The organism is Rhizobium sp. YS-1r (genome assembly GCF_000757525.1).
Lineage (GTDB): Bacteria > Pseudomonadota > Alphaproteobacteria > Rhizobiales > Rhizobiaceae > Neorhizobium > Neorhizobium petrolearium.
This window is the reverse complement of the sequence record NZ_JPYQ01000003.1, coordinates 1-25157: the sequence shown is the minus strand read 5'-3', so window position 1 is coordinate 25157 and position 25157 is coordinate 1. Positions and strand designations below refer to the sequence as shown.

19 protein-coding genes and 1 pseudogene are annotated in these 25157 nt (G+C 60.1%); 8 read left to right on the top strand and 12 right to left on the bottom strand.

What is annotated here, in order from left to right; all coding sequences use genetic code 11:
* Positions 1–11: 11 nt before the first annotated feature.
* Genes JL39_RS03490 through JL39_RS03470 form a run of 5 tightly spaced genes read right to left on the bottom strand, consistent with a single transcriptional unit; the run spans position 12 to position 6513 of the window.
* A complete protein-coding gene (locus JL39_RS03490; protein WP_037146321.1) occupies positions 12–953 on the bottom strand; it encodes an ABC transporter permease in 942 nt (313 codons plus the stop codon).
* A gap of 3 nt (positions 954–956) precedes the next feature.
* Entirely contained in the window at positions 957–2063 is a 1107-nt protein-coding gene (locus tag JL39_RS03485) for a dipeptide ABC transporter ATP-binding protein (RefSeq protein ID WP_037146320.1), read from the bottom strand.
* Positions 2060–3100, bottom strand: coding sequence for an ABC transporter ATP-binding protein (locus JL39_RS03480; RefSeq protein WP_081952687.1), 1041 nt, complete (start codon positions 3098–3100; stop codon positions 2060–2062). The genes JL39_RS03485 and JL39_RS03480 overlap by 4 nt, the downstream gene beginning before the upstream one ends.
* A 25-nt stretch (positions 3101–3125) precedes the next feature.
* The gene (locus tag JL39_RS03475) at positions 3126–4643 is read right to left on the bottom strand and encodes an ABC transporter substrate-binding protein (RefSeq protein ID WP_081952686.1); all 1518 of its coding nucleotides are present in this window, start codon (positions 4641–4643) and stop codon (positions 3126–3128) included.
* A 37-nt stretch (positions 4644–4680) separates the two neighbouring features.
* Positions 4681–6513 carry a gamma-glutamyltransferase family protein gene (locus tag JL39_RS03470; RefSeq protein WP_037146318.1) on the bottom strand — a complete coding sequence of 611 codons (1833 nt, stop codon included), beginning with the start codon at positions 6511–6513 and terminating at the stop codon, positions 4681–4683.
* A gap of 252 nt (positions 6514–6765) precedes the next feature.
* Between JL39_RS03470 and JL39_RS03465 the strand changes: the two genes are divergently transcribed.
* Both JL39_RS03465 and JL39_RS03460 read left to right on the top strand, forming a co-directional pair.
* Complete coding sequence (locus JL39_RS03465; protein WP_052182636.1) at positions 6766–7458, top strand: GntR family transcriptional regulator; 693 nt, start codon at positions 6766–6768, stop codon at positions 7456–7458.
* Positions 7459–7471: 13 nt separating this feature from the next.
* The gene (locus JL39_RS03460) at positions 7472–7858 is read left to right on the top strand and encodes a nuclear transport factor 2 family protein (protein WP_037146317.1); all 387 of its coding nucleotides are present in this window, start codon (positions 7472–7474) and stop codon (positions 7856–7858) included.
* Positions 7859–8120: 262 nt separating this feature from the next.
* Here JL39_RS03460 and JL39_RS03455 read toward each other — a convergent pair whose 3' ends face one another.
* The gene (locus JL39_RS03455; protein ID WP_152601031.1) at positions 8121–12158 is read right to left on the bottom strand and encodes a hypothetical protein; all 4038 of its coding nucleotides are present in this window, start codon (positions 12156–12158) and stop codon (positions 8121–8123) included.
* 558 nt (positions 12159–12716) lie between these two features.
* On the opposite strand from JL39_RS03455, the gene JL39_RS03450 reads away from it, so the two are divergent.
* The 3 genes from JL39_RS03450 to JL39_RS03440 all read left to right on the top strand — a co-directional run bounded on the left by JL39_RS03450 (position 12717) and on the right by JL39_RS03440 (position 17923).
* Positions 12717–16478, top strand: a complete 3762-nt coding sequence (locus JL39_RS03450) for an SIR2 family protein (RefSeq protein WP_037146315.1) — start codon at positions 12717–12719, stop codon at positions 16476–16478.
* A 210-nt stretch (positions 16479–16688) separates the two neighbouring features.
* The gene (locus tag JL39_RS03445; RefSeq protein ID WP_037146314.1) at positions 16689–17015 is read left to right on the top strand and encodes a helix-turn-helix transcriptional regulator; all 327 of its coding nucleotides are present in this window, start codon (positions 16689–16691) and stop codon (positions 17013–17015) included.
* Positions 17012–17923, top strand: a complete 912-nt coding sequence (locus JL39_RS03440; protein ID WP_037146313.1) for an ImmA/IrrE family metallo-endopeptidase — start codon at positions 17012–17014, stop codon at positions 17921–17923. Before JL39_RS03445 ends, JL39_RS03440 begins: the two co-directional genes overlap by 4 nt.
* 21 nt (positions 17924–17944) lie before the next feature.
* Here the strand turns inward: JL39_RS03440 and JL39_RS03435 are convergent, their stop codons facing one another.
* The 6 genes from JL39_RS03435 to JL39_RS03410 all read right to left on the bottom strand — a co-directional run bounded on the left by JL39_RS03435 (position 17945) and on the right by JL39_RS03410 (position 23886).
* Positions 17945–19450 (bottom strand): SAVED domain-containing protein, encoded by a 1506-nt coding sequence (locus JL39_RS03435; RefSeq protein WP_037146312.1) that lies wholly within the window; start codon positions 19448–19450, stop codon positions 17945–17947.
* 9 nt (positions 19451–19459) lie between these two features.
* Positions 19460–20341 carry a CBASS oligonucleotide cyclase gene (locus tag JL39_RS03430; protein ID WP_037146311.1) on the bottom strand — a complete coding sequence of 294 codons (882 nt, stop codon included), beginning with the start codon at positions 20339–20341 and terminating at the stop codon, positions 19460–19462.
* Entirely contained in the window at positions 20338–20835 is a 498-nt protein-coding gene (locus tag JL39_RS03425) for a hypothetical protein (RefSeq protein WP_037146310.1), read from the bottom strand. Before JL39_RS03425 ends, JL39_RS03430 begins: the two co-directional genes overlap by 4 nt.
* Position 20836: 1 nt before the next feature.
* Complete coding sequence (locus JL39_RS30415; protein WP_052182635.1) at positions 20837–21295, bottom strand: hypothetical protein; 459 nt, start codon at positions 21293–21295, stop codon at positions 20837–20839.
* Positions 21292–22161, bottom strand: coding sequence for an AAA family ATPase (locus JL39_RS03415; protein ID WP_037146424.1), 870 nt, complete (start codon positions 22159–22161; stop codon positions 21292–21294). Before JL39_RS03415 ends, JL39_RS30415 begins: the two co-directional genes overlap by 4 nt.
* Before the next feature lie 561 nt (positions 22162–22722).
* On the bottom strand, positions 22723–23886 hold the full coding sequence (locus tag JL39_RS03410) for an RHE_PE00001 family protein (RefSeq protein ID WP_037146309.1): 1164 nt from the start codon (positions 23884–23886) through the stop codon (positions 22723–22725).
* A 182-nt stretch (positions 23887–24068) separates the two neighbouring features.
* Between JL39_RS03410 and JL39_RS03405 the strand changes: the two genes are divergently transcribed.
* The 3 genes and pseudogenes from JL39_RS03405 to JL39_RS03395 form a co-directional block, all read left to right on the top strand.
* Positions 24069–24308: a type II toxin-antitoxin system prevent-host-death family antitoxin gene (locus JL39_RS03405; protein WP_037146308.1), complete on the top strand. Its 240-nt coding sequence runs from the start codon at positions 24069–24071 to the stop codon at positions 24306–24308.
* Positions 24308–24724, top strand: a complete 417-nt coding sequence (locus JL39_RS03400) for a type II toxin-antitoxin system VapC family toxin (protein WP_037146307.1) — start codon at positions 24308–24310, stop codon at positions 24722–24724. The genes JL39_RS03405 and JL39_RS03400 overlap by 1 nt, the downstream gene beginning before the upstream one ends.
* Positions 24714–25157 (top strand): annotated as a pseudogene (locus JL39_RS03395) (integrase); the annotation flags it as partial. The gene JL39_RS03400 and the pseudogene JL39_RS03395, both read left to right, overlap by 11 nt.

Here is a 25157-nt window from a genome sequence, read left to right as displayed (position 1 = left end):
CGTCAGCACGGTCAGCTTCTCAGTCTTGGGTTGACGAGGATGTATCCGATATCAGCCAGAAGGTTGAGGATGATGTAGAACAGCGAAGTCACGAGCACGACGCCCTGCACCACGGGATAGTCGCGGGTGAAGACCGCATCGACGATCAGCTTGCCGAAGCCGGGGATCGTAAAAATCTGTTCGGTCAGCACCGCACCGGAGAGCAGCGCGCCGAATTCCAGCGCGCCGAGCGTGATGATCGGCGTCAGCGCATTGCGCATCGCATGTTTGAACACGACGACCCATTCGCTGAGGCCCTTAGCGCGGGCGGTGCGGACGTAATCGCTTTCCAGCGCCTGCAGCATGGCACCACGGGTGTGGCGCATGATGACGCCAGCGATACCGGTGCCCAGCACGAAGGCCGGCATGATCGTTGTCGACAGGTTCATTTTCAGATCTTCCCAGGGGCTGACGAAGCCCGACGCCGGCAGCCAGCCGAGGTTTACCGAGAAGAACATGATGAGCATGATGCCGAGCCAGAAGTTTGGCAGCGAAATACCGGCGAGCGACACGACGTTGGTCGCATAGTCGACCGGCGTGTTCTGGCGAAGCGCCGAAATGACGCCGCCGGCAATGCCGAGTACGAGCGCCACGATGATGCCCATGACGGCAAGCTGCAGGGTAACCGGCAGCTTCAGCAGGATCAGTTCGAGGACCGGACGGTTGTGGCGCATGGATTCGCCAAGATCGCCGACGAATACGCCCTTTACCCAGTAGAGATATTGAACGATCAACGGCTGATCGAGATGGTACTGGGCGCGGATGGCGGCAAGCGTTGCCTCATCCGGATTCTCGCCGGCCAGTACCAGCGCCGGGTCGCCCGGCAGAAGATGCTGCAGCGAAAAGATGATCAGCGACAGCAGAACGACGGTCGGGATAAGCTGCAGAAGGCGGCGTGCGAGAAGCGATGACATGGGTTAGCCTCCTGTCACGGTCTGGGCCGGCCGCTTGGCCATGGCTTCAAACGCCGCGAACAGTTCTTCGAGCTTAGGATTACGCGGCTCGCGGGCGACTTCAGCGGCATCCTGCGCCGGTAGTTCGCGCCAGAAGGCGCAGGCATTCGCATGGCCGTTCGGCTCCACGTCGAGCTTCATGCTGACGGTCTTGCATTCCGGCCGCACGTACGGACAGCGGGTATGCAGGCGGCAACCTTCCGGCGGCGAAAGCGGGCTCGGTAAGTCGCCACGCAGGCGGGCGGCCTTTGCGCGCTGGTGACTCGGCGGAGCGGCGACTGGAATGGCCGATAGCAGAGCCCGCGTATAGGGATGGCGGGGCACCGCGAAGATTTCGTCGGCGGTGCCCATCTCGACGACATTGCCGAGATACATGACGGCGACACGGTCGGCGATGTGTTTTACGACGCCCAGATCGTGCGAGATGAAGACGAAGGCGAGGCCGAGGCGCTTCTGCAGATCCTTCAGGAGGTTGAGCACCTGCGCCTGGATCGAGACGTCGAGAGCGGAAACCGCTTCGTCGCAGATGATCGCCCTCGGCTCGGAAGCAAGCGCTCGTGCAATGACCACACGCTGGCGCTGGCCACCGGAGAATTCGTGCGGATAACGGCTTGCCTGTTCCGGGCGAAGGCCGACCATTTCGAGGAGTTCGGCGACGCGCCTGGCGCGTTGGCCCGTTGGAACGATATTGTGCAGCATCAGCGGTTCGGCGATCGTTTGAGCGATCGTCATGCGCGGATTGAGCGACGCATAGGGGTCCTGGAAGATCAACTGGACATGCCGCCGCTGTTTACGCATCGCCGCATGGCTGAGATTGGTGACATTCTGGCCATCGATGAAAACTTCACCGGCGCTCGGTCTAATCAGCCGCATCAGCAGGCGGCCGAGCGTGGACTTGCCGCAGCCGGATTCGCCGACGATCGCGAGCGTTTCGCCCGGCATCAGCCTCAGGGTGACATCTTCGACGGCGCCGACTGATGCCAGCGGGCGGCCGAACACGGTGCGCTTGACCACGAATTTCCGGCCGAGCCCGCGGGCTTCGATAATGGGAGTTGTGGTAGTCTGGGTCATGGGACGAGGTCCTGCATGGGCGCACGCCAGCAGCGGCTGAAATGACCGGCGGAGACTTCGATCAGTTCGGGCATTTCAGCGCATTTTTCGATGCGGAACGGACAGCGCGACTGGAAGCGACAGCCTGACGGCGGATTGGCCATGTCCGGCACCGTGCCGGTTATGGCGACGAGTTGTTCGCGCTTCTCATCGAGACGCGGCAGCGAGCCGAGCAGACCGACTGTGTAAGGGTGCTGCGGGAAGGTAAACAGTTCCTCGACGGAACACTGTTCAACCACTTGGCCCGCATACATGACGATCACGTCGTCGCAGGATTCTGCGACCACGCCGAGATCGTGGGTGATGAGGATGATGGCCGTGCCGGTCTCCTGCTGCAGTTCGCGCATCAGTTCCAGCACCTGCGCCTGGATCGTCACATCCAGCGCGGTGGTCGGTTCGTCGGCGATCAGCAGTTCCGGATCGCAGGCAAGCGCCATGGCGATCATCACGCGCTGGCGCATGCCGCCGGAAAGATTGTGCGGATATTGGTGGTAACGGGTCTCGGGCGAGGGGATGCGCACCAACTTCAGCATGGCGATGGCGCGTTCGGTCGCTTCCTTCTTCGACATCTGCCGGTGCCGCAGAATGACTTCGTTGATCTGTTCACCAACCGTATAGGACGGATTGAGCGAGGTCATCGGCTCCTGGAAGATCATCGCCAGCCGGTTGCCGCGAAGGCTGCGCATGCCGCTCTTCGTTTCCTCGAGCAATTGCCGTCCGTCGAAATTGACGCTGCCGGAAATGCGGGCACTGTGTTCGGGCAGAAGCCGCATGATGGCAAGCGAGGTAACGCTCTTACCGCTACCCGACTCACCGACGATCGCGAGGGTGCGGCCCTTCCCGACCGAAAAGCTGACTCCGTCCACGGCGGTGACCGTACGCATATCGCCCTCAAAGACGACGCGCAGGTTATTGACGTCCAGCACCGACGCACGTGCGTCGTCAGCCCGAACAGATCGGGCTGACTGGTTTTCAAGTGTATGTTGAGACGTGCTCATCGAAGCTTTTGTGTCAGCTTGGGTATTATTTACGGCTGACGCCAGCCAGACGGATGATGCCATCCGGAGCGGGCTTCATGCCAACGATGTTGGAGTTGTGGGCGAAGATCCACTGCGAGTGGTACAGGTAGACGATCGGCAGGTCCTTTTGGAGGATTGCGACGGCCTTGCTGTATTCGGCCTTGCGAGCTTCCACGTCGCCGATCGAACGAGCCTTTTCGAGCGTCGCGTCGAGTTCCTTGTTGCAGTAATGCGCATCGTTGGTCGGCGCACCGCAGGAGAGCATCGGAGTGATGTTCAGGTCAGGGTCGACACGACCGCTCCAGCCGACGAGGTGGGACTGAAACTTGCCCTGGCGGGCGATGTCGAGCAGCGTCATCAGCTCGGTCGGCTTGATCGAAACATTGATGCCGATTTCCTGAACCATGGCCTGGATCAGAGTCGCGACCTGCTGGCGCTCGGCGTCGGTCGGAACGAGGAGTTCGAGATCGACGGACTTCACGCCGGCTTCCGCCATCTTCCTCTTGGCGGCTTCGATGTCACGGGCCGGAACCGGGAACTTCTTGTCGTAGAAGGGACTCGACGGAGGGAACGGCTGGTTGCCGATCGATGCCTGGCCGTCGAAGACGACATTGCTGATCGCTTCGCGGTCGATCGCGAGGCTGAAGGCTTCGCGGATTGCGGCCTTCTTGCCGGCGTCGAGGTTTGCGCCTTCTCCGCCGATACTGAAAGTGATGCCATAGTAGCCGAGGCCGACGACCGGATCGACGGCCAGCGCCTTGTCCTTCTTGACGGCTTCGACGTCCGTTGCCGCGAGACGCTCGATCAGGTCAAGCTGGCCGGAACGCAGGTTCAGCAGACGGACGTTGGAATCCGGCATGCCGCGATAGATCAGGCGGTCGAAGCTATACTTCTCGGCGTTGTAATATTGCGGGAACTTTTCAAGGACGATGCGGTCCTGAACGACGCGCTCGACGAACTTGTACGGGCCGGAGCAGACCGGAGCATCGGTGAACTTCTCGCCGAGCTTTTCACCTGCCGTCGGGCTGATGATCATGCCGGCGCGGTCGCTGAGGGCCGCGAGCAGCGGAACGGACGGCGACTTCAGATTGATCTGAACCGTGGTCGGGTCTACGACGTCAACCGTGTTGATCGCGCTGATTTCCGGCTTGCGGCGAGAGAATTTTGCGTTGAGGGCCCGCTCGAGATTGTACTTGATCGCGGCGGCATCGACCTTGGTGCCGTCATGGAAAACGGCGTCGTCACGAAGCTTCAGGGTCAGCGTCTTGCTGTCGGCGCTCCATTCCCAGCTTACGGCAAGCATCGGGATGATCTTGCCGTTTTCATCGATATCGACGATCTTATCGCAAAGCGACTGAAGAACGTGGCGACCGACGAAGCTCCAGTTGGTCGACGGATCCAGCGTATCCGGATCGTCCTGCAGGCCGATCTTCAGAACGGATTGGGCAGCGGCAGGTGCCGTGGCGGAGGCCAGGCCGCCAAGCGCCAGGCCGGCTACGAGTGCGAGGTAAAGTGGTTTCATCGAATTCCCTCTCTTGTTTAGAACTCTTTGTTTCGGCCTAGCGTGCGACCGCGTAACCCTGGACGCCGCGCGGGTTGGAACCAGCCTTGATCAGCTGAACGTCGCCATCCATTTCCCGTGCGACGGCTGCAAGACGGCCCTCGGACCAGGCATCGGCAACGGTAATCCTGTGACCACGGGCCGCGAGATCTTCGCGCACTGCCTCCGGGAAGCGGGATTCCAGCGTGATCGCGCCATGACTGATCTCACGCGGCCAGAACGAAGACGGCAGGTGGTCGGTGTGGAAGGACGGCGCGTCGATCGCCTCCTGCAGGTTCATGCCGTGATGGATATGGTACATCAGCATAATGAGCTGCCACTGGTCCTGCTGGTCGCCTCCCGGCGTACCGAAGGCCATGTAGGGCTGGCCGTTGCGGAAGACGGTGGACGGGGTTAGCGTTGTGCGCGGACGCTTCGACGGCATGAGTGACGAATTTAGACCTTCTTCGAGCCAGAACATCTGGCCGCGGGTGGTGAGGCTGAAGCCGAGGCCCGGGATGACCGGGCTCGACTGGAACCATCCACCGGAAGGCGTTGCTGAAACCATATTCCCCCAGCGGTCGACGGCGCTGACCTGCACCGTATCGCCGCGCTGTGCGCCCTCTAATGTGAGCGCCGGTTCGCCATACCTGTCGTTCGGCAGCTTGGGTTCACGGGCGACTGTCGGCTCTCCGCCGCCAAGGCCGGGTTGATGAATCGTGCCGACTGTGCGCAGCGGCGGCATATTGGGATTGCGGCCGTCCGGCGTACCGGGGCGCACTTCCATCGAGGCCGTGTTGGTGATCAGAGCCCGGCGGGTTTCGGCATAGTCGGAAGACAAGAGCGCCCCCATCGGCACGTCGGTACTGTCGCCATACCAGGAATCGCGGTCAGCCATCGCAAGCTTGGTGGTCTCGACGACGAGATGCACGAAATCGGCACTCATCGGGTCGAGATCGGCGATGTCCGTGCCCTTGAGGATGTTCAGCATCTGCAGAAGAACCGGGCCCTGCGACCACGGCCCGCACTTGAAGACCTCGCAATCGCCATAGGTGGTGGAAACCGGCTTTTCGATCAGCGGCTTGTAATCGGCCATGTCCTGGGCTGTGATCAGACCCTTGTGGCGACGGCCGGACACATCCCAGACTTCTTCCGTTGCGCAGAATTCCTCAATCCGTTCGGCGACCGGGCCGCGATACCAGAAATCAAGCGCAGCATCGATCCGCGCTTCGCGAGTCTTGGCCGATTTCGTCTGGTCGATGATCTTCTGGTAGAGGTCTGCAATCAGTGGATTGCGGAAAAGCTTGCCGGATTGCGGCGCCACACCGCCAGGCAGGTAAACTTCCGCCGAGCTCGGCCAATGCGTTTCGAACAGCTGGCGCATGGAGGCGATCGTGTTGGCAATACGCGGCACCAGCGGATGGCCGGTCCGTGCATAATAGATCGCCGGGGCCAGCACGTCTTCCAGTTCAGCCGTGCCGTAGTCGCGCAACAGGGTCAGCCATGCGCCGAATGCGCCCGGTACGCAGGCCGCAAGCAGCCCGGTTCCCGGAATAATATCGAGGCCAAGTTCCTTGAAGTACTTCATCGTGGCACTGGACGGGGAAGGCCCCTGACCGGAAATCACAGTCGGGGCCGTTGCGCCGGCAGGTGTGACAATGATCGGCACTTCGCCCGCAGGGCCGTTGAGATGGGGTTCGACAACCTGAAGGACAAAGCCGGTCGCAACCGCGGCGTCAAAGGCCGTATGGCCTTTTTCCAGCATGGACATGCCGACTGTTGAGGCGAGCCAGTGGGTCGATGACACTGCTCCGAACGTGCCCCTGAGTTCCGGTCGTGTTGTGAAGGTCATGGCAATTCCCCGGCCAGCCGCGTGCGTCCCATCTTTCAGCCTCTTCGCAGAGGTTACCGGCGGGACCGCATGTTGGTGCTGGATTATATACAAATCTAAATGTTAAGTGCCGCATCGCATGCGACAGCCCCTCTCTGTGGACATACTGTATATTTGTTGCCGACATTGCAAGGGGATTGTGTAATATCTTGCCGATTGGGCGATCAAAACGATACAAGCAGACAGCCCGAAATGGGCAAAGGGGGATGCCTGATGCTGGAAACTCCGGCTAACGCCAAGAAAAGTCGAAGTGATTTCGTTGCAGAACAGCTGGAGGAAGCTGTGATCAATGGCGACATCCCGGCGGGTTCACGTCTCGATGGAACATCGATCGCGGCGCAGTTCGGCGTTTCGCGGACGCCGGTTCGCGAGGCATTGCACATTCTTTGCGGCCGCGGTCTTGCCGAACGTGAGCCTTACAAGGGCGTCGTCGTCATCCAGATTTCGGCGCAGCGTATCGACGAGATGTTCGAAGCGATGGCGGAACTTGAGGCAACTTGTGGCCGGCTTTCCTCACACCGGATGACGATGAGCGAGCGAGCGGAGCTCGAAAACATGCATCGGGACATGAATGCGTTGGCCGACGAGGGCGATCACGAAGCCTATAACGAGATCAACACACGGTTTCACAGCCTGCTCTTCCAGGGCAGCCACAACAGCGATCTCATCTCGGCCGCGCAGACCCTGAGGCTGAAGCTTGCACCTTTCCGCAAATATCAGCTGAAGGACAAGGGTCGCCTGAAGCGTTCCTGCCGCGAGCATCAGCAGATCGTTGACGCCATTCTCGATCAGGACCCGAAAGCCGCAGAAAACGCGTTGCGCCGCCACCTCGTTTCCGCGGCCCAGGAAGTCCTTCTCAAGCGCCAGCGACAGGAAGACGAAGCCGCCGCCAAAAGTCACCTTTGAAGAAAGCATATCGATGTCCGATACGATCGAAAAAGACGCCATTCGCAATGTCATCGCAGAGATGCAGGCCGCCTGGAACCGCGGGGATTTCCACGGATACATGGCTGGGTTCGCAAATCCTGACGTGATCTTCGTCTCGCGAGGCAAGATCCAGAAGGACTGGCAGGCAACGCTGGACCACTATATCGACGATTATGGCGGGTCCCCCGGCTCACAGGGCGAGCTTGCCTTCTCCAATATCCGGATCGAAATGCTGGCACCGGATGCAGCGCAACTGATCAGCGATTACAAGCTGGTACGCGCCGTCGGAAACCAGTCCGGCGTGAACACCCGCCTAATGCGCAAGCGTAACGGCAAATGGATTATCGCACTTAACCACGTCTCAAACACTGAACGGTAGGGTGCGCCTTCCAGATGAATAGCAATGCGCCAAACCAAGATGTTCTACTTTTATTGCCGCTTCTGGTCCTGGATTGTCCGCCAGAAACGTAGAGACGAGTTCGCTCAATGGCTTTGCACAACATCGCTGTTGCCAGAACATAGTAAGGTCTTGAAGGGATTCGAACCTGCGGCCCGTTGTGTATAAAACCAAGACGCTGAATATCCACGATAATGTCCTCGACCGACAATAAAGATCCGAGTGGCACAAATGCACCGGGGTCTCAGACTTGCAACAGATCGAGAATGCGGTAGGCCCGCTCCTTGATCTGCCGATCAGGATCCTCTGTCATCCGTGTTGCTTCACTTCGAATGAAGTCCGGCTGGCAGTATTCCTGCCGCAAGACGGCCATAGCCGCAAACCGTAGCGCCTTTGTGGAGGAATTCAGAAAGCCGTTCACCTTTGCGATGGGTTCTGCCTTCCAGGCGACACCGCTCGTCAACGCCTTGTCGAGAATATCCGCAGACAGTGCTCCCTCCTCGATGTCCGCGAGAAAGGTTAACGCCAATTGGGGCTGTCCGGAAAGGCAGGTGACCAAGGTTTTAGAACCAAGCTCACGCATATCCGAACGCGTGTCCGTCAGATAGGTCTTTAGATTTTCGTAGGTCGGCGCCTGGATGGCGGCTCGCGCTTCGGCGATCGCCGCACGCGGACTGTCCGGCACAACACCACCATTCTTCGGATAAGGCATCTCTTTGATCTTCCAATGCGCGGCAGCCCGGTCAAGAATTGGGAGCAGGTCCAGGACGTCGGGTGAAGCATATCGCACAGCCAATTTGCCTGCCGCCATCGCGGTCTCAAGAAGGCCGTGCAGAAACGCGGCTTCGAGCGCTACGAGCAGGCGGGCATCCACGGGGGCCGCCAAGTCGGGAAGTGCGAGCAGCAGGTGACCGCAGCCGTATGACAGATCGTCGCGCAGGCGGTCGTAGATGGCCGAAGCCATTTCCGCTTTGTCCAGATCAACGGCAAGTCCCGCCGCCGCCCATAACGTCTCGCCCTGTCCGCCGGCAATAGCCCGTCGCGCTATGTCCTGCAATGTGGCCTTGTCCGCAAGCGCCTCCAGGAGAGTGGCGGCTATCCAGATTACCCATGGGGACCGATGATAGAGCGCAGCTTCGATTTTCTGGAGATCCGGTTCGCAGGCTGAAGCCTGCTTCCAGTCTACAGGCCTCATATCTACGTCGGCGATGAGTGGGAAAAGATGAACAAATGCATCGCCTTCCACGATGACGTTGCGTGCGATCCGAACCTCATGCTCGAGGATATCTCGTGGAATGCCCGACGCTTCGATTGCGGCGCGCAACGTCTCGCGGACGGGGCCTGGATCGAAGGGTTCCTGCCAATTCCAGACGTCGCTGAGTGGAAGTTTCATATAGTTAGTCACATAAAAGAGCGCGCTCAGGTTCAGCAGCTTGGACTTTACAGCCGACTGGACCTCTACTGTTCCCCCGCAACCGTCAATAGCATCAAGTTGTGCGGAAAACGCTTTGCGCTGCGCGTTCAGGAAGTCGGTCGACGGAATGAGCCGGGCCAGGGAGTTCTTGGTCGCTTCCGGCCAAACATTGGCGGGCTTTCCAAACTCCTTCAGCAATCGCGAAGCTCGCTGGAGAAATCCCATGCTCCCCAGGCTTTCGGTGCGCAATGCTGCAGCAATGGCCTCGTCGGTCGCCGGCCCTGGATAATGTTCCAGCAACAGTCGCGCGCCGCCAAGTACGAAGGCCTGGGCCAGATCACGCTCTTTGCCCGACCCGAACACCAGGCGGCCACTGTGGCTCGACCATATGCCAGACTCGGCGAGCGAAGCTTCGTCGCGAATGATCATCTGCAGACGCGATATCTCGAGATGGTGCCGTCCAGCCGCGACCAAGGCGGCCCAGGCAGCTAAACGCGTCCAAGATTGGGGATGAGACGTTAGGTCCGCGCAGCGTGCCGCCACTTCGTCAGGAAAGCGCTGCGCATGAGGAACCATTGCGATACCGACTTCGGCCGCCCTCTCTCGGCGCGGCGACATTATCACCTCGAGCGCGTAATCAAGGATCGCGTGACGGACCTGCTCGCTTGGTGCGAGGTCTGCTTCACCACAAATCTCGAGGCATCGAACTATCGAGGCAATTCCGGGTCCATCAAACGCAATGCCCTCCATGAGTAGCGTACAGACGTCTCCGGCAAGACCACGCATTGCCGCAAAATTCAGCACTTCCTCCCAGTTCTCCTCACTGCGGATCGACGACAACGTAGCCGTTCTTTCAGCCAAGGGCAGCGCCACTAGAAAGCGCGCTGCTGCGAACTCACCGAACGTCTTGTGGAGAAAGGTGAGGGTCTCCGCCCCCTGCAGGCCGACACGCTCTATAAGTCCTACATCCTGCCAATAACGCAAATAAGACTGTGCCTCCGCCTGAGCTGCGAGCGGTTTCATTCCAAGTTCTTCTTCAAGGATCTTCGCGCAGTTACCGACAACGGTGTTGGCCGATGCAATAGGGTCGGAAGAGATCTGCCATCCGAGGATGTCGAGAAACCGACGAAGTACGAGCGATTGCGCGGGCGGCTCGGGTGTCCTCGAGTTCGGAGCTTCATCGACGAGCTCAAAGAGCTGTTCGTAGAGCCGGTTTCGACTTAGGCCCAGCGAGCCGCCTCGCGCGATCAGCGACGCGCCGAGGGACAAAAGGAGCGGCGAGCGCAATATCGTCGCCGCGACAGCGTCCTCTTCCAACTCGGCTCTGGCGATGTCCGCGGGGTCATCAAGAGGTCTCGATCCTTGGGTTCCGATCTCGCGCAGGAGTCGCGTCAGGTGTTGATGTGCGGCTGAGCGATCTATTGGCACGATGTCATAGTGCCGCCAGGCGCCTAGATCGCTAGCGTGGTATCCGACCGGCCGCGTCGTTACGATGACCCGGCACTCCGGATGACCCATAGCAAAACGCTCTGCCGCGGATGCAATCTGCACTTGGGCGGCTCCCGTTTCGTCAAGACCGTCACAGAGGAGCACCCAATTACGGATATCAGCCCCTCTTGCAGCTTCGGCTGATATCGTGCTGCCGGCCAAGCCAAGCGCAAACACTGCTTCCTCGAAGGTCTCGCCGCTTTGCATGCGCGCGGCAACTGAAGCGAGCCTGACATTGAGAACCGGGATGCCGTCCTTCGCATAGGCCTGAGCGATCCTGCTCAACAGCGTCGTTTTTCCCATGCCCGGCCCGGCCACCAGAACAGCGAGTTTGATGAACCGGCCGAGCGTCTCAGGATCTATGCTTATAGTATCGCGGGAATATTCGCGACTGTGCCAAGACTGATATGCGTGGAGGGCAGCCATCGGGTCGGAAGGGACTACCCGTTCTTCACGAACGATTGCGTGCAGCGGTATCCACGCCTCACTGAGCCGAAGCGGCTTCTTCACTCCGAAAATCGAGAAAGTCGCATTCGTCCTGATTGTCCAATCCGCCAAAGTCGAGAGCAATCCGGCAGGCGATCCGACGTCATCGATCAATGCAACGTTATTCGCTTTGAGAAGCTGCACGAGCGACGAAAGTTCGCGTCGGCCGCGACGGTCGATCAACTCGATTCCGTCGCGATACAACGTGTTCCAGGCCGCATCGATCGTCCAAGCTCGACAGACATGCCCCAGTTCAGCGCGTGCGGCAGCAATTGATGCTCCGTCATGCGTGGCTGCCGAGAGAGTGACGATGCGCAAAGTCTTACAGACCGATCGAGCCAAACCGGCAGTGTCGAGCTTTTCGAGGAACGCCTCGGCGATTTCCGGAAGATCGTCGGTACGGCCATCACCTATCCTGAAAATGGCGTTTGCTAAATCCTCGCGAATGGTGCTGCTGCTGCTCGTCGAAACCGCGAGAACCCCAAATCCGATCTTACCTTCGGTAATCGCCTTTCCCATCGCCAGCAAGGGGTCCCAGAGATCGTCGCCGCGCTGCAACCCTCGCTTGACCTGCACATCGCATCGCCCGCCTCCTTTCAGGACGAGCTGAATATCGTCGCCGCCCTTACCAGTCTCTGCATCGACCGAAACAGGAATATCGTCATGGAGTCCGTCGAGCCATTTGAGTGGCCGTCCGCGCACCATATAGGCGTACGCGATGGCTGTTACCGCTGCCTGAAAATTGACCCCGCCCCCTGTCGCGGCCCCTCCCGCGACGCGCCGCTTATCGCGCGGCTTGCTGTTAGGAGCATTTCGCTTTTGTTTCCGGGAGTTTTCTGATTTGGACGCGGATCTTGCCACAGGAATCGATCTATCAGTGATTGCAGATGACATCTAAACACGGTGGCACCATACCGCAATATCCAGCTCATCTGCTTCCACCGGCCAGCTTCGACCGACGATCTGAAACTGCGGAGAGTCTGATCGTGGGAGACGAAAAGCGTCGTAATGCCAAGTCGATCGACAAGGCTGCCGAAGCTGATTAGGGCTGCGAGTTCGCCAGCCAGTTAGAACGCGAAAACGGGTTCACTTGCGCTACCGGTCAGCCCCCGATCCGCCCGGACGGCGATGTCGTGGGACGAAAGCAGGCAAAAGTGGCGCTACGGGCTTCATGATCGGGTGCTATGGGGCCCTATGGACAAGCGATCGTCACCGGGATCGGCGGAGACGGCTGAAAGGTCGACTCCATGCCATCGGCATAGCGTGCGCTCCGCTCGCAGCGAGCCGATGGCCCACACCTCCTTCAAAACAATAGCACCCGAACTGACCAGAAATCCGCAATCAGGCGGCCGATCCTCAACTCTAAAAGGAAGTTGATAGACGTGATACAATCTCGACAAGGGCGATCGCGCTTGCTTTATCTACGGCATGAGATTCACTGCCCACGGCCCGATGATCCCTGACGACCTGCTGCTTGCCCGCGACAGGAACGAGGTGGTTTTTTTCTGCGGCGCAGGGGTGTCACAGGCTCGGGCGGGGCTTTCGAACTTCGCGCAACTGGCTCGAAAGGTCATGGACCAACTCGGACCAGCAAGCGGCAGCCCGGCGAGGAAGCTACTCGAACTCGCGACAACACTCGATCCCATCCAAGGCGTCGGCAGTTTCGTTGCAACGGACAGGGTTTTCTCTCTTCTTGAGCGGGAATTCGACGCGCCAGATATCCATGCTGCCGTCGCAGCGGCACTGAAGCCGCAGAACGCCGCTGATCTATCGGCCCACGAACTGGTCCTCGATCTGGCCGGCCGGAAGTCGGGCGCCGTACGTTTGGTTACGACCAACTTCGATCGGCTGTTCGAAGACTGCAATCCGGATCTCAGATCAATCGGTCCGGCACATCTTCCTGACCCGAAGCGGGCCGAGCTCAATGCGGTGATCCATCTCCACGGACGGGTCGATCCTGCCTATGTCGGCTCGGACGAGGAAGGATTTGTACTGTCGAGCGGCGATTTCGGCCGCGCCTATCTTGCTGACGGCTGGGCCGCGAGATTCATTCAGTCGCTACTCTCCCGTTTCAGCATTGTGTTTCTCGGTTATTCGGCCGACGACCCGCCCGTACAATATCTACTCGAGGCTCTGAAAGGAGCATCCGCGCTGGATGGGCGAATGTACGCCTTTCAGTCCGGCGAGAGCGCGGTCGCCTCTTCCCTTTGGGAGAACAAGGGCGTCCATGCGATGGCCTACGATCCGTCCAACGGTCACGAAGCTCTGTGGTCAACCCTGGAAGCATGGTCGCAGCGCGCCAACGACGTCGATGGATGGCATGACCGCGTCCTCAAGAAAGCAGTTGCCGGTCCCGAGGCGCTGCCGCCGCACGAACGTGGCCAGGTCGCCCACATCCTTTCCTCCACAGAAGGGGTCCGTCGGCTGATACAGCTCCCAGGCGGGGGAATTCCCGCCTCATGGCTTCGGGTTATCGATCCAAAAGAGCGCTACGGACAGCCCGAGACGGACGCGAGCTTCTCGAAAGGGCGTGTCGATCCATTCGATCAGTTCGGCCTCGACGACGATGCACCGCCACCGCCTCCTAAACCCAGCGAAGACGAATTCACCTATATCATGCGACCTCGAGAGGTCCCGAAGAACAGCTGGGACGGTTTCGATTTATACCCGACGGATGCTCCCGTGCCGGTGCGGCGATCGGGTGTCTTCCACGGGCATGGCGCGGCCACGGCGGACCCGCTCCCAAGCCGTCTCGATCTTCTCGCCGTGTGGCTGATGAAGGTCGCGCACCAGCCTGAAGCCTTTTCGTGGGCCGTAAAACAGCCCGATCTTCACCCACGGGCAAAATCTCTCGTGACCTGGGAACTAAGGGACAAGGGTGACACTTTTCCTGCCGAGATCGCCCGGGGATGGCGGTATCTATTGAGGACCTGGGACGACCGCCGTGAAGACCCCGATCAGGTCGCCTTTGCCGTCTCGGCAGAAGCGAATGCGGTCGGATGGTCCGATGAAATGGTGCGAAAGCTCATAAGCACCCGCCGCGCGCGCCTGCTGGTAGAGGCAGCGTTCAAGATGCGCCTATCCGACGATGATCGCCCTTTCAGCTTAAGCATCGACTATCCAAGGCACCATATCGAGGTGGAAATTCCGCCCGAGATGCTCGGCAGTGCGGTTGCGCGCCTCCGCGAAAACCTAGAATATGCGAAATCGCTTGAGAAAGAGGTGCGCAGCAGCGACTGGATCTACTTGCCAACGACCTACGAGAATGCCGGGCAACTTCTGGACGCCAATGGCCACGGTCTTGTGGGGCCGGTCCTGGATACGCAAAGGACGATGAGTCGCCTGGCCGCTATCGATCCGCCGGCCGCCCATGCCGAGTTTCTCCGATGGCCGATCGACGACGACGGCATTTTCGCCAGATTGCGCATCTGGGCGGCGGGGCAGCCAAGCATCACGTCGGCCGACGAGGCGGCGGGCGTCCTGGTCGGGCTATCGGACAAGGCTTTCTGGGGAAGCCTCCACCAGCGTGACCTCATGATGGCCTTGGGGATTCGATGGGGCGAGTTTTCGCAGAGCGCTCGTCTTCGACTGGAGCAAAAGCTAACGTCGACCAGCTATCCCTGGGACAATCCCAGCCGAAGCGCGGAATATAACGATCGAGCACTCGTTGAGCGGCTGCGGTGGCTGGCTGCTCAGGGATTGCAGTTTTCGTTCGAGGTCGACCGGATGATCGCCGATCTCGCGGCTCGTCTTGGTGGACAGCTACCCGACGTCGATGACGCAGTGGAGGACACACAACCGAGAGTTTTCTCAATCGAAACGCGAAATAACCCCGACAGTCTCATTTCGCTTCCGATCGCCGAGATCCTCTCGACGGCGGCGGCGGCAGAGGGCATCGACTATCGTACGCATGTCCAGCACGATCCATTCTCCGGGCTGGTTGACCGTCGCCCTGTCAAAGCGCTGGCCGCACTTGCATACGAAGCAAGGAATGGCAGGATGCATGCGGAAGCATGGGGATCCTTCTTTCGATCGGAAAAGAGGGAGCGGGATCCCACAAGGCTGTTGCATCTGATCTGCGCGAGGCTTGCTGAGATGGCGGCTGGAGAACTGGCGGAGATCCTTTATTCGGTCACAGAATGGATGAGGCGGCTCGCGAAACGGTTGAGGGCTGAGCTCCCAGATCAATTCGAAACGCTGTGGCTGAAGTTGGTAGAAGCTGCTGTTGCGCTTCCGGCGGCCGGCGGCGAGAGATATTCCGAGCGGAACTGGGCCGATGACGGCCTGAACAGGCCCGTCGGAAAGCTGACGCAAGTCCTGCTCCAAGACGCCAGCCTTTCGGGGAGGCGCCGAAAGTCAGGGCTCGACCTGGACTGGAAAGCCAAGATGGAGACCCTCTTGGCTATGCCTGGCGACCTCCGTCGGCAAGCACTTGTCTTCGCCGGGTTCCAATTCGTGTTCTTCTGGCTGATCGATCCGAAATGGGCCGAGGCCACGATCATGCCGAGCATGGAGTCCGAAAACGCCGACGGCGACGCGTTTTGGGATGGTTTTCTGTGGGCCAACAAGGTGCCGCCACCGGAACTGCTCACGAAAATGAGAACCTCGATCGTTCGGAAAGTTATCGAGGGATCGCGGCGCAAGCCCATAACCGACAGCCTGGCAGACATCATTCTATACGCGTGGGTCGAATGGTCGGACCGGAAGAAGCCACCATTCACGAATGCTCAGTTTCGAGAAACCATTGTCGAAGGAGGGTCGGAATTCGGCACTCAGGTGCTGTGGAACCTCGGACGGCGATTGCAGAGGAAGACGGTATCAGGTGAAAAGGTCGTTCTCTTTTTCAGCGAGGTCTGGCCGCTTCAGAAGGCACTGAAGTCGGCGGAGATATCGCGCGCCCTCAGCACCTTCTTGTTCAAGACGGGGGACCTGTTCACAGACGTGTCGAGCCTGATCGTCGGCCGGCTTGTTCCGTGCGATAACTTTGATGCCTATACCATCCATTCTGATGGCGAGCGTGGGATTATTGAGACCGACCCCGAAGCCCTTCTCGAGGTCCTGCTCCGATTGTTGCCGACCGATGTTAGCCGCTGGCCACATTATACCGGGGAGATTCTCGACCGGCTCGCACGCACTCCCAAAGTGAGCGACGATACACGCCTCAAACAGCTCCGACGTGCTTTGGGCCGCCCGACGATCACGCCTAATCCATGATACCGGTCGTCGTCGCCTGCCGTAAGAAGCACCTATATGGTTCCGCCATCACGATTAAGCGTAGATCCCGGCGAAATCTGAAATGTCGGTCTGAAAGTTACAGATGGAACAGCGCGGCGTAAGGTCACGTTAAGGTCCAGGTGGTTGAAGTCGCCTAAGAAGGGAGTTAGGATTCGCCTACTCCGAACCTTGCGCAATGAGGGCTGAGAGATGGCGACCGCGATTTTCAGCAAAAGAATAAAAGAGTTACGGACAAAAAAAGGGATGACGCTGGACGACCTTGCTGCGGCAACGGGCTCGTCAAAGAGTTACATCTGGGAACTAGAGAACAAAAATCCCCCGCGACCATCGGCTGAGAAATTATCAGAAATAGCCGGCGTGCTCGATGTTACAATCGACTATCTCATTGGGCGCGAGGCCACCTTGGAAGCAGCCGAAGACAAAGCCTTCTTCCGGGAATACAGCAACATGCCCCAAGCCACGCGGGAAAAGATCAGAGCGATGGCGAAATTGCTTGGGAGTGATGCGAAGGAATGAAAAAGTCGCCGCGGCGCACTGCAAACGACATCACCTTGATGCTGAATGCGGTTCTTGGCGAGGACCGGTTCGACCGAGGCCCAGTCGATGTTGAAGCATTGGCGCTCGAGTACACCCGGAAAACGGCTGGGGCGCACGGCGAGTATATTGAACGGATCGTGGCCGACGATCTGGATGGCTGCGAAGGGGCGCTGGTTCCCGGTGAAACCAAACCGCGGCGATGGGGCATCATTTATGATCGCCGTCAGAGCCCCGGGCGACGTGCCTACACGGTCGCGCACGAGTTCGGCCACTTCATGGTGCATAGACACCTTGTCGATCAAGACCCGGCCTTCGATGGCGGCTTCTACTGTTCGAAGGATGCGGTCGAGCATGGCTCCGGGAAAGACATCGAAAAGGAGGCGAACGAGTTCGCCGCAACCCTTCTGATGCCGCTCGACGACTTTCGGCGCATTATTCCCGCCAACGAACTCGCTGATCTCGAACGCCTGGGGCGTGCCGCCCAAAGATATGGCGTCTCCCTCACCGCGGCGACACTTCGGTGGCTGAGCTACACCAGGACTAGGGCGATGGTCATCTCGTCCACGGAAGGCTATGCCCATTGGGCCAAGCCGAGTGAGGCCGCGCTGAAGTCAGGGCGATACATCCGCACCCGCAACGAAATGTACGAGATGCCCGCCTCCAGCCTCGCGGTCCGAAAGGTTGGGGGCGACGAAGCCTTGACCGGAGTTCGTCAGGCAGCAGGGGTCTGGTTCCCAGAGAGCGTGGTGGAGATGTGCATGCGTACCGACCGCTACGACTTCGAGCTCACGCTCTTGCACTTCGACGGAAAATCTCCTGCGTACCAGGCCGAGCTGGAAGACGCGGGCGATGCCTACACCCAGTTTTTCGGACGAACCGAAAGATAGCCGGAATCGGCTGGCCACCCGTCATCCGACGACGATACCTTCGGAATAGCCGCTGCCGCGCGGACCGTCGTGGTCCCACTCGTAAACCACCGTTCGACCAAGCGCCTGCTGCTGTTGCCCGAGGAAGAATGTGAATCCGTTCGGCGCGGCGATGAAGACATGCAACGTCGAGCCGCGCTTTTCCTTCCGCACGGCCGCTGCCACGGCCTCCGCAAGCTTCATCGCGTGAGAGCCGGACTTCACGCTCTCCCCGGACGCCGATCCCTTGTCGAGGCTCACCGCAAGCAATGCCCCTATGTCGGGACGCGACTGCAAATAATCCTCCACCATCGGCACGATGTCGTGCGTCAGGCCGATCGCGACGGCGAGTTCGGGTCCGTCGTTTTCCATCTCCACGCGTTCGACCACGATTCCGGGCCACTCGGGGTCAACGGGAACATCGTCGCGCTTCCAGAAGCGCTTGCCATCCGTCCGTTGCTCGATTTCGATCGACTTTCCTGATTTCACGTTCAGGATCGATCCGACGGCGAACGCAAGCGACACATGGGCGTCGAGCACGAGGCGCATATGGTCGCCCTGTTGCGCGGCACCGACCATGAACTCGCGCACTCGCGGAAGAAGGTCTCCATTCCAGGACTTGCCCTCCTTCAGATAGCGTCCGTCGAAATCTCCGATCAGGTCCAGCATGTCCGGCACGCGGGCCGATAGATTGTCGATCGGGTGCATGAAGGAACGGACGCCGACGATGGTCCTCTCCGGCTCCGGCGGTCCGGCCAGCAGCTTCTGTTCCCGGACAAGTTCACCGAAGCTCTTGCGGTCGAATTCCTTGCGGCCCTGCAGATGAAGTTTCCGGATGAGGTCGTCATACTCGAAACCCGTCTGCGCTGAACTGATCTGCCGCATGCCGACCGACGCGAAACGATCATTCAATTGCTCGCGAAGCTGAGCACCGGACTGAAGCCGCGTGTGAAGCACCAGGGTCCGGGCAAGCTTGCGGAGTTCAGGTTCGTCTATGCCGAGATGATCTGCCCAACCTGCGCGCAGCTTGCCCATGACGGTGCCAGGGCCGCCATCGAAAAGCAGGTCGAGGTCGAGCGCGTTCCATTCAGTGCGGATCAATTTCCACAGCGGATCAGCGCGCCGCAGGTTCCAATTGGTCAAGAGTTCGAACATCGCTCCTTCGCCCGTCGGCGCAAAGGCGACTTGGGCGTTGCGCGCCCTGTTCAGGAAGGAATGCTTCTCGCCGCCAATGAACTTCGGCACGAGCAACTCTGCCGCGCCGAAATCCCCCGGCTTGACGTGCCATTTGCACTGTTTATGAAGCCGCGAAATCCGCAAGCCCTGGTGGTCGAGCGGACCCTTGCCTGCGGCGTAGTCGATCACCACGTCGTCGAAAGCCTTGGGGCCCGTTTCGAAGGCGACCTTCGTCACCATCCCGTCGCCACGCAGCAGGAGCGCGGCATTCAGCCAGAACATCCGGGCCTGAAAGTCATCACCCTGCTGCCGGGCCAGCACCGCATCCGCCATCGCCACACCTCACTTCGTCGGGAAATAACGCCCCATGATCTCGCGCCACAGGGCGATCGCGTCGCCCTGCTTGCCCTGCTTTTCTAGCTGCACAGCCCGCGCCGCCTTCATCTCGGCCTGACGGAGCGTCTCTTTGGCGGCCTTGATCAACTCCGGCGTCATCTGCTCCGAAACCGGAGGCCCATAGCCCGCGGGATCGGGCCACTCGCGTTCGATACCATCCAGCGCGGCGGCGAAGAAGCGACGCACCTCGCTGGGATAGGTGGTGAACGGCGGGTCGACGAGGTCCTGCATCATGACTTCGATCAGGAAGGCCGGCTTGATCGGCTTGCCAGCTGAACGGTTCCAGCGCTTGATCATCTTCACCAAGGGAATCCACTTGCCGCCAAGCTCCTTGTTCTTCTTGATGGCCTGCTCCATGTGGATTTCCGGATCGGTCTTCACCCAATCGCCGCGAATCCGGTCGGGAATTTCGTAACAGTCGCCGATGTCGAAGGCGGGGACGGCGTCGATCGACAGGACCTTACCCTCCTCGTCGGTCGTGTTCTTATCGAACTCGACGGTGGCGCAACGACGGCCCGGCTCGACGGCGGCGTCACCGTACGTGGCGCGCAACGTCTTTACGAACGCATTGATCAGGTCCGCGGGAGGCTTGTCGCGATACTTGTCGCGTTCCTTCTTGCCGAGGACGAAGAACACGTCGACGTCCTTCAACGGTTTGGTCTTGGTGTGGCGCTTGTACGACCCGGTGAGGATGTCGCGATCGACCACGAAATCGCCCTTGATCACACCCCGGACTTCCTCATGGCGCTCGATGGTATCCTTGCGCTCGGTCTCGCTGAGTTCAAGGCGCTGGCGGAACTTCTCGAATGCTTCCTCGGTCGTGATCATCTGTAATACCTTGCTGACGCCATGATGTCGGGGGTTCCAATCACCGTTCCCGCCTCGCGCGCTGTCAGGCCCGCAAGACTGAGCTTCGACGCGTCTCCGATCCCGGGAAGCGGCCTCGCATTCGCGGTCGGCTGCAGCAGAATACGATAGGTGCATCCCGCGGGCGGCGCAGGTGCTTTGGCGAAGGTACCTTTCAGGAAGTCGGTGTCGATCCACATCTGGTCGATGTCGGAACCATCGTACCGGATCGGGAACTCCCACCGTGCGGAGACTGCTGACGCCCCCGGCTTGTAGAACTCGATCGCGAACCCCCTGAGGTCGCCGTCTTCCATCCATTGGCGCGCCGCGTCCTGGACCCAGTCCGACCAAGCGTCGACCAGCTCCGTCGGGTCCAAGCCGTAGTTGATGATCAGGAGCCGCATCAGATTGCGGACCTTGTCCGACACGTAGATGGCCGTGTTCGTCCTGGTGTAGTTGTGCGTGCTGACGGCCATCTTATTCGATCGCTCCCCAGTTGACGGCCAGCGATTTCGCTGTGGCCGCGGAGTCTTCCTCCGCCTCGTCGACGGTTGTGTTGACGTCGTGGACGGTGATGCGCGAGCACCGCTTCGCGAGCGTGTCGTTCATCCATTTGACGTCGTCGACGTCGGTCGGGGCGGTCATCGCCCAGTTGCCCGCCGTGGGGTTCCAGGTGAGCTTCTCGACCTCGAGGTCTGCCTCCATGGCGTCTTCGCCATAGAGGCAGTAGATGACGAGCCGTGACCCCACGCCCTTGACGACGATCGGAACGGATGTCGGGTGTTCGTCGGCGATCAGCGATTCCATCACGCTGGCGGCCGCCAACAGTTTGTCGGCGTCGACCGAACCCGTCCCGGTGATGAGCTCCCGGATCGTGCGCCAGGTCTCGGCGGCCGACCGCTTGGGAATGGATGCAATGGTACGCTTCACCTTCATGCTGCGTCTCCCTGAACGTCCGCCTGCGATGCAGCACGCTTGAGCGTCGCGATCACATGGTCGGCCTTGAGATTGTTGAGGTCCTTGGCGATGTCGATGGAAATCGCCCCGGCGGCCGTGATGGCCTTCCTGAGCCTGCGGCCGTCCATGCCCTCCGACGCTTCGACAAATGCGGCGATGTCCTTCTTCAGGTCGCCGACCTTCGTCCAGTGCTTGGCGAGAAGGCCGAGCGTGTCGAGGATGATCTCGCGGCGGGCTTCGGCGTTCGGCGGACCGATGTCCTCGATCCAGTCCGCCCGCGAAAGCAACGCGCGGTCGACCGCTTTCGGGTAGTTGGTCGTGGCTATCAGGAGCGTATTGCGATGGGTGCGGGAGAGAAGGTCGATGCCGGCCAGCGCCGCGTCGGTCGCCCGGTGCGCGTCAATGGGATTGGCGTCGAGGCTCATCTTCTGCCGGTCGCCCGCCAAGGTCTCGACTTCGTCAAGCAGGACGATCGTTGGCTCGTTGGCGGCGAACTCGGGGATCGTCTGCTGGAAAATCTTCGAGACTTCCTTCTGGCTCTTGCCGAGAGAGGAACTGCCCAGGGCATGCGGGTCAAGCTGCAGGTAGCGAACCGATCCCAGCGCCTTCGCGACCTGGTTGGCGAGGCCGCGCGCCAGCGTGGTCTTGCCCGTCCCCGGAGGCCCGGTCATGACGATCAAGCCGTGGATCGGCATCGATTCAAAGGCAAATCGTTCGCGGAGCTGCAGGGAGAGGATCGACTGCGCGAGAAGCCGCTGCTTCACCGAAGCCTCCACCTTGATCGCGTCCCATGCCTCGCCGAAGTCTTTACGGGGCAGCAGAATATTCTCGACGATTGCGTTCATGCGTTCACCCATGTCCAAATGCGGCCCAAGCGACGTGAGTCCGGCAATTCCAATGTTACAGCATACTACATATTGAGTCACAAGATGCAACGAGGCACAACATATGCTGCTTATGCTATCAAGGAGGCATTAACCATACCACTACGCCGAACCAAATGTGGGATGTAGCCCGGAAATGTCAAGAACAAAAAATACGCCTACTCCGAACATGTGGACAGTTGAATTTTTCCGGGCTTCATCGCGTGAAGCACACGGGCATGCCCAAGCGCCACAAGACATCCCTATTGACGATCTGATGTGGCATATCTCCCAAAGGGAGGAAGCACCTTCGCACGGATGGAAATCATCGAAGAAATTAGTGTGGCGTCGACCGCCAGCGCGGGATTTCGGAGTTCTTGAAGCCCGGATCGGAATAAGGCGGCCGCAGGAGCTTCCATGTCCGGGGCCGACGGGGAAAGGGATCGATTCCCTAAGCGTGGCGCTCCGTTGTAACGGGGCGGGCGAGTAGTTCGAGAGGTGGGGCGCCCAAGGACTTCCGCACTGGTCCTGCGCCGCTTGGGCCTAGATAATCCCCCATGCCCGAAACCTCCCCCTGCCCGTCATCTCCCTCAAGCCGAGTTCCAAAACAATCCGCCGTGCCGCCTGCGGCGTCATTTCCAGCGTCTTCGCCACCATCCCGGCCGACACCAACGGCTTCGCCATCATCAGCTCGACCAGTTCCGGCAATTTCGAAGACGAACGCCGTCCCACCAGCTTCCGGTCCATCATCGTTTTCGCCAACGTCAGCCTGTCGTGTTCTTTGATGCCGATCTCGGCCGCTGACAAAAGTCCGTGGGCGATGGCGAGCAGCCGGGTTTCCCGGTCGCGGTGGCGGCGCCGATCGACGGGAATGGTTTTGAGGCCGAGATTGATGGCGGCGAGATGGGCACCGGTGGTGATGCCGGCCTGCCGAAGAATCGACGCGGCCAACAGCCTGCCAAGCCAAGGGGCGTGCTGCAGCACGGACAGCTCATTCCATGCGTCGAGGGCAACGATTGCCTGCAGCACCGCCGGCAGGTGTTCGGCCTGGCGCAGCACAGCACGCCATTCGTCGAGCCGGGCATCTTCGTCCCAGTCGAGATCATAGATCATCGGATCCTTTTCCGGACGGCTGGCCGTCGCACGGTCGCCGGCGCGGCCGGGACGTGTTGCGTCCTCGATCGCGGCCGACGATCGGGCCAGCGTCGCATCGATGGCCGCGAGGTCGACGCCAAGCAGATCTTTGTCACCCTCACCATCATCTCCTTCCCCTTTCCGCTCGACCAGCTGTGCAGGCTCAACTCTGCGGACGTTCGCGGCGCTATCAGAACCGTCTGATGGTCCAGGCCACGCCTGGGTCTGTCGCAACGTTCGGATACCGTCGGCGGACAAAGCCCAGTCCGGCGACTGGCCAGCGATGCGCCGGCGGGTTTTCAGGACGTCACGGGCGATTGTCAGCTCATGGGTGGGTGTGCGAATATCCTTTGTGGCGTCGTGGAGGACGAGGTCTTCGAGATGGACGAGTTCGCCGTCGATCCACAAAGAGGCGCAGGCATCGGCGAAATGGGCGCGTTCGATCCAGCCCCGACCGACCGGCGAACGGGCGATGCGCTCGTCGAGACGGGTCAACGCAGCACCGGCGTCGAATGCCGGCCGCATCAGCGCTGTCATGCTGATTTTCGCGATATCGTAAGCCATTGAAATCATGGTAAATGATTTCTTAAACGAACTCTATATAAATATTACAGTTCCTCACATGGTATGATTGGCGGTTGGGGTTATAACCTCCGATAAGTAACCCTTATCGTATGTTAGAAGATCTACCGGTTGACCAACTGCCGCAGCCGCCTTATCCTCGGCGAAAATCACCCGTTTTATGGAAGCGCGTCATGAGCACCACCGTCAAGGTTTCCGAGGCCAAGGCCCATCTGTCCGAATTGCTCGTCCGGGTCGAAGCCGGCGAAGACGTGATCATCTCACGCGGAAACGACCCGATTGCCAAGCTGTCCCGGATCCGCGGGGAAACCGATCTTCAGCTTCTGGTCAATGAAGTGCGGGCCGCCCGTGGCCGGGCAAAGCCCTCTTCTCACGATGAGATCATGTCCTGGCGGGACGAAGGGCGCCGATAATGTCCTTCGTCATTGATGCATCCCTGGTAGCGGCCTGGCTGCTACCGGAAGAGTATAGCGATGCGGCCGAGACCGTTATCGCCTCGATTGCGGAGCCCTGCCCTGCGCCGTCACTGTTCTGGTTCGAAATTCGCAACATTCTGGTCATGTCGGAAAGGCGTGGCCGGATTGCTTCGGGAGGCGCGCTACTTGGCATGGAGCGGGTGCGACGATTGCCGCTCGACGATGCAGGGATTGGCGGCGACGGATCAATCCTGCTCCTGGCTTCCAATCACATCCTCAGCGCCTATGACGCGGCCTATCTTGCCCTGGCCATCAATAGAAACGTGCCCCTGGCCACCCTCGACCGCAAGCTGGCCGCCGCAGCCCGGAAAGAGGGGGTAACCGTGCTCGGCCCTTACGCTCATGGCGACTGACAGCGAAGTTCTCGTCTCTGCCCGCGCCAAACAACTCGACACGATCGCCGCCGTCCTGCCGATCGACCGGCGCGACGAACTGGCCGAATTGTTGACCGACCAGGACATCGAAACACTGCGCCATCTGGTCAACGAGGGCATGGGCGAAAACACCCTGCGCGCCCTCACCTCCGACCTCGCCTATCTGCAGGCCTGGTCGCTGGCCGCAACCGGCGCCTCCCTCCCCTGGCCGGCGCCCGAGGCACTGCTACTGAAATTCGTCGCCCACCATCTGTGGCAGCCCGACCAGCGCGACATCGATCCTCACCACGGCATGCCTGCAGCTGTTGAGCAAAGCCTGCGCGAGCAACGCTTCCTTCGATCTTCCGGACCGCATGCGCCCGACACGGTGCGCCGGCGGCTTGCCAGCTGGTCGACGCTGACGAAATGGCGC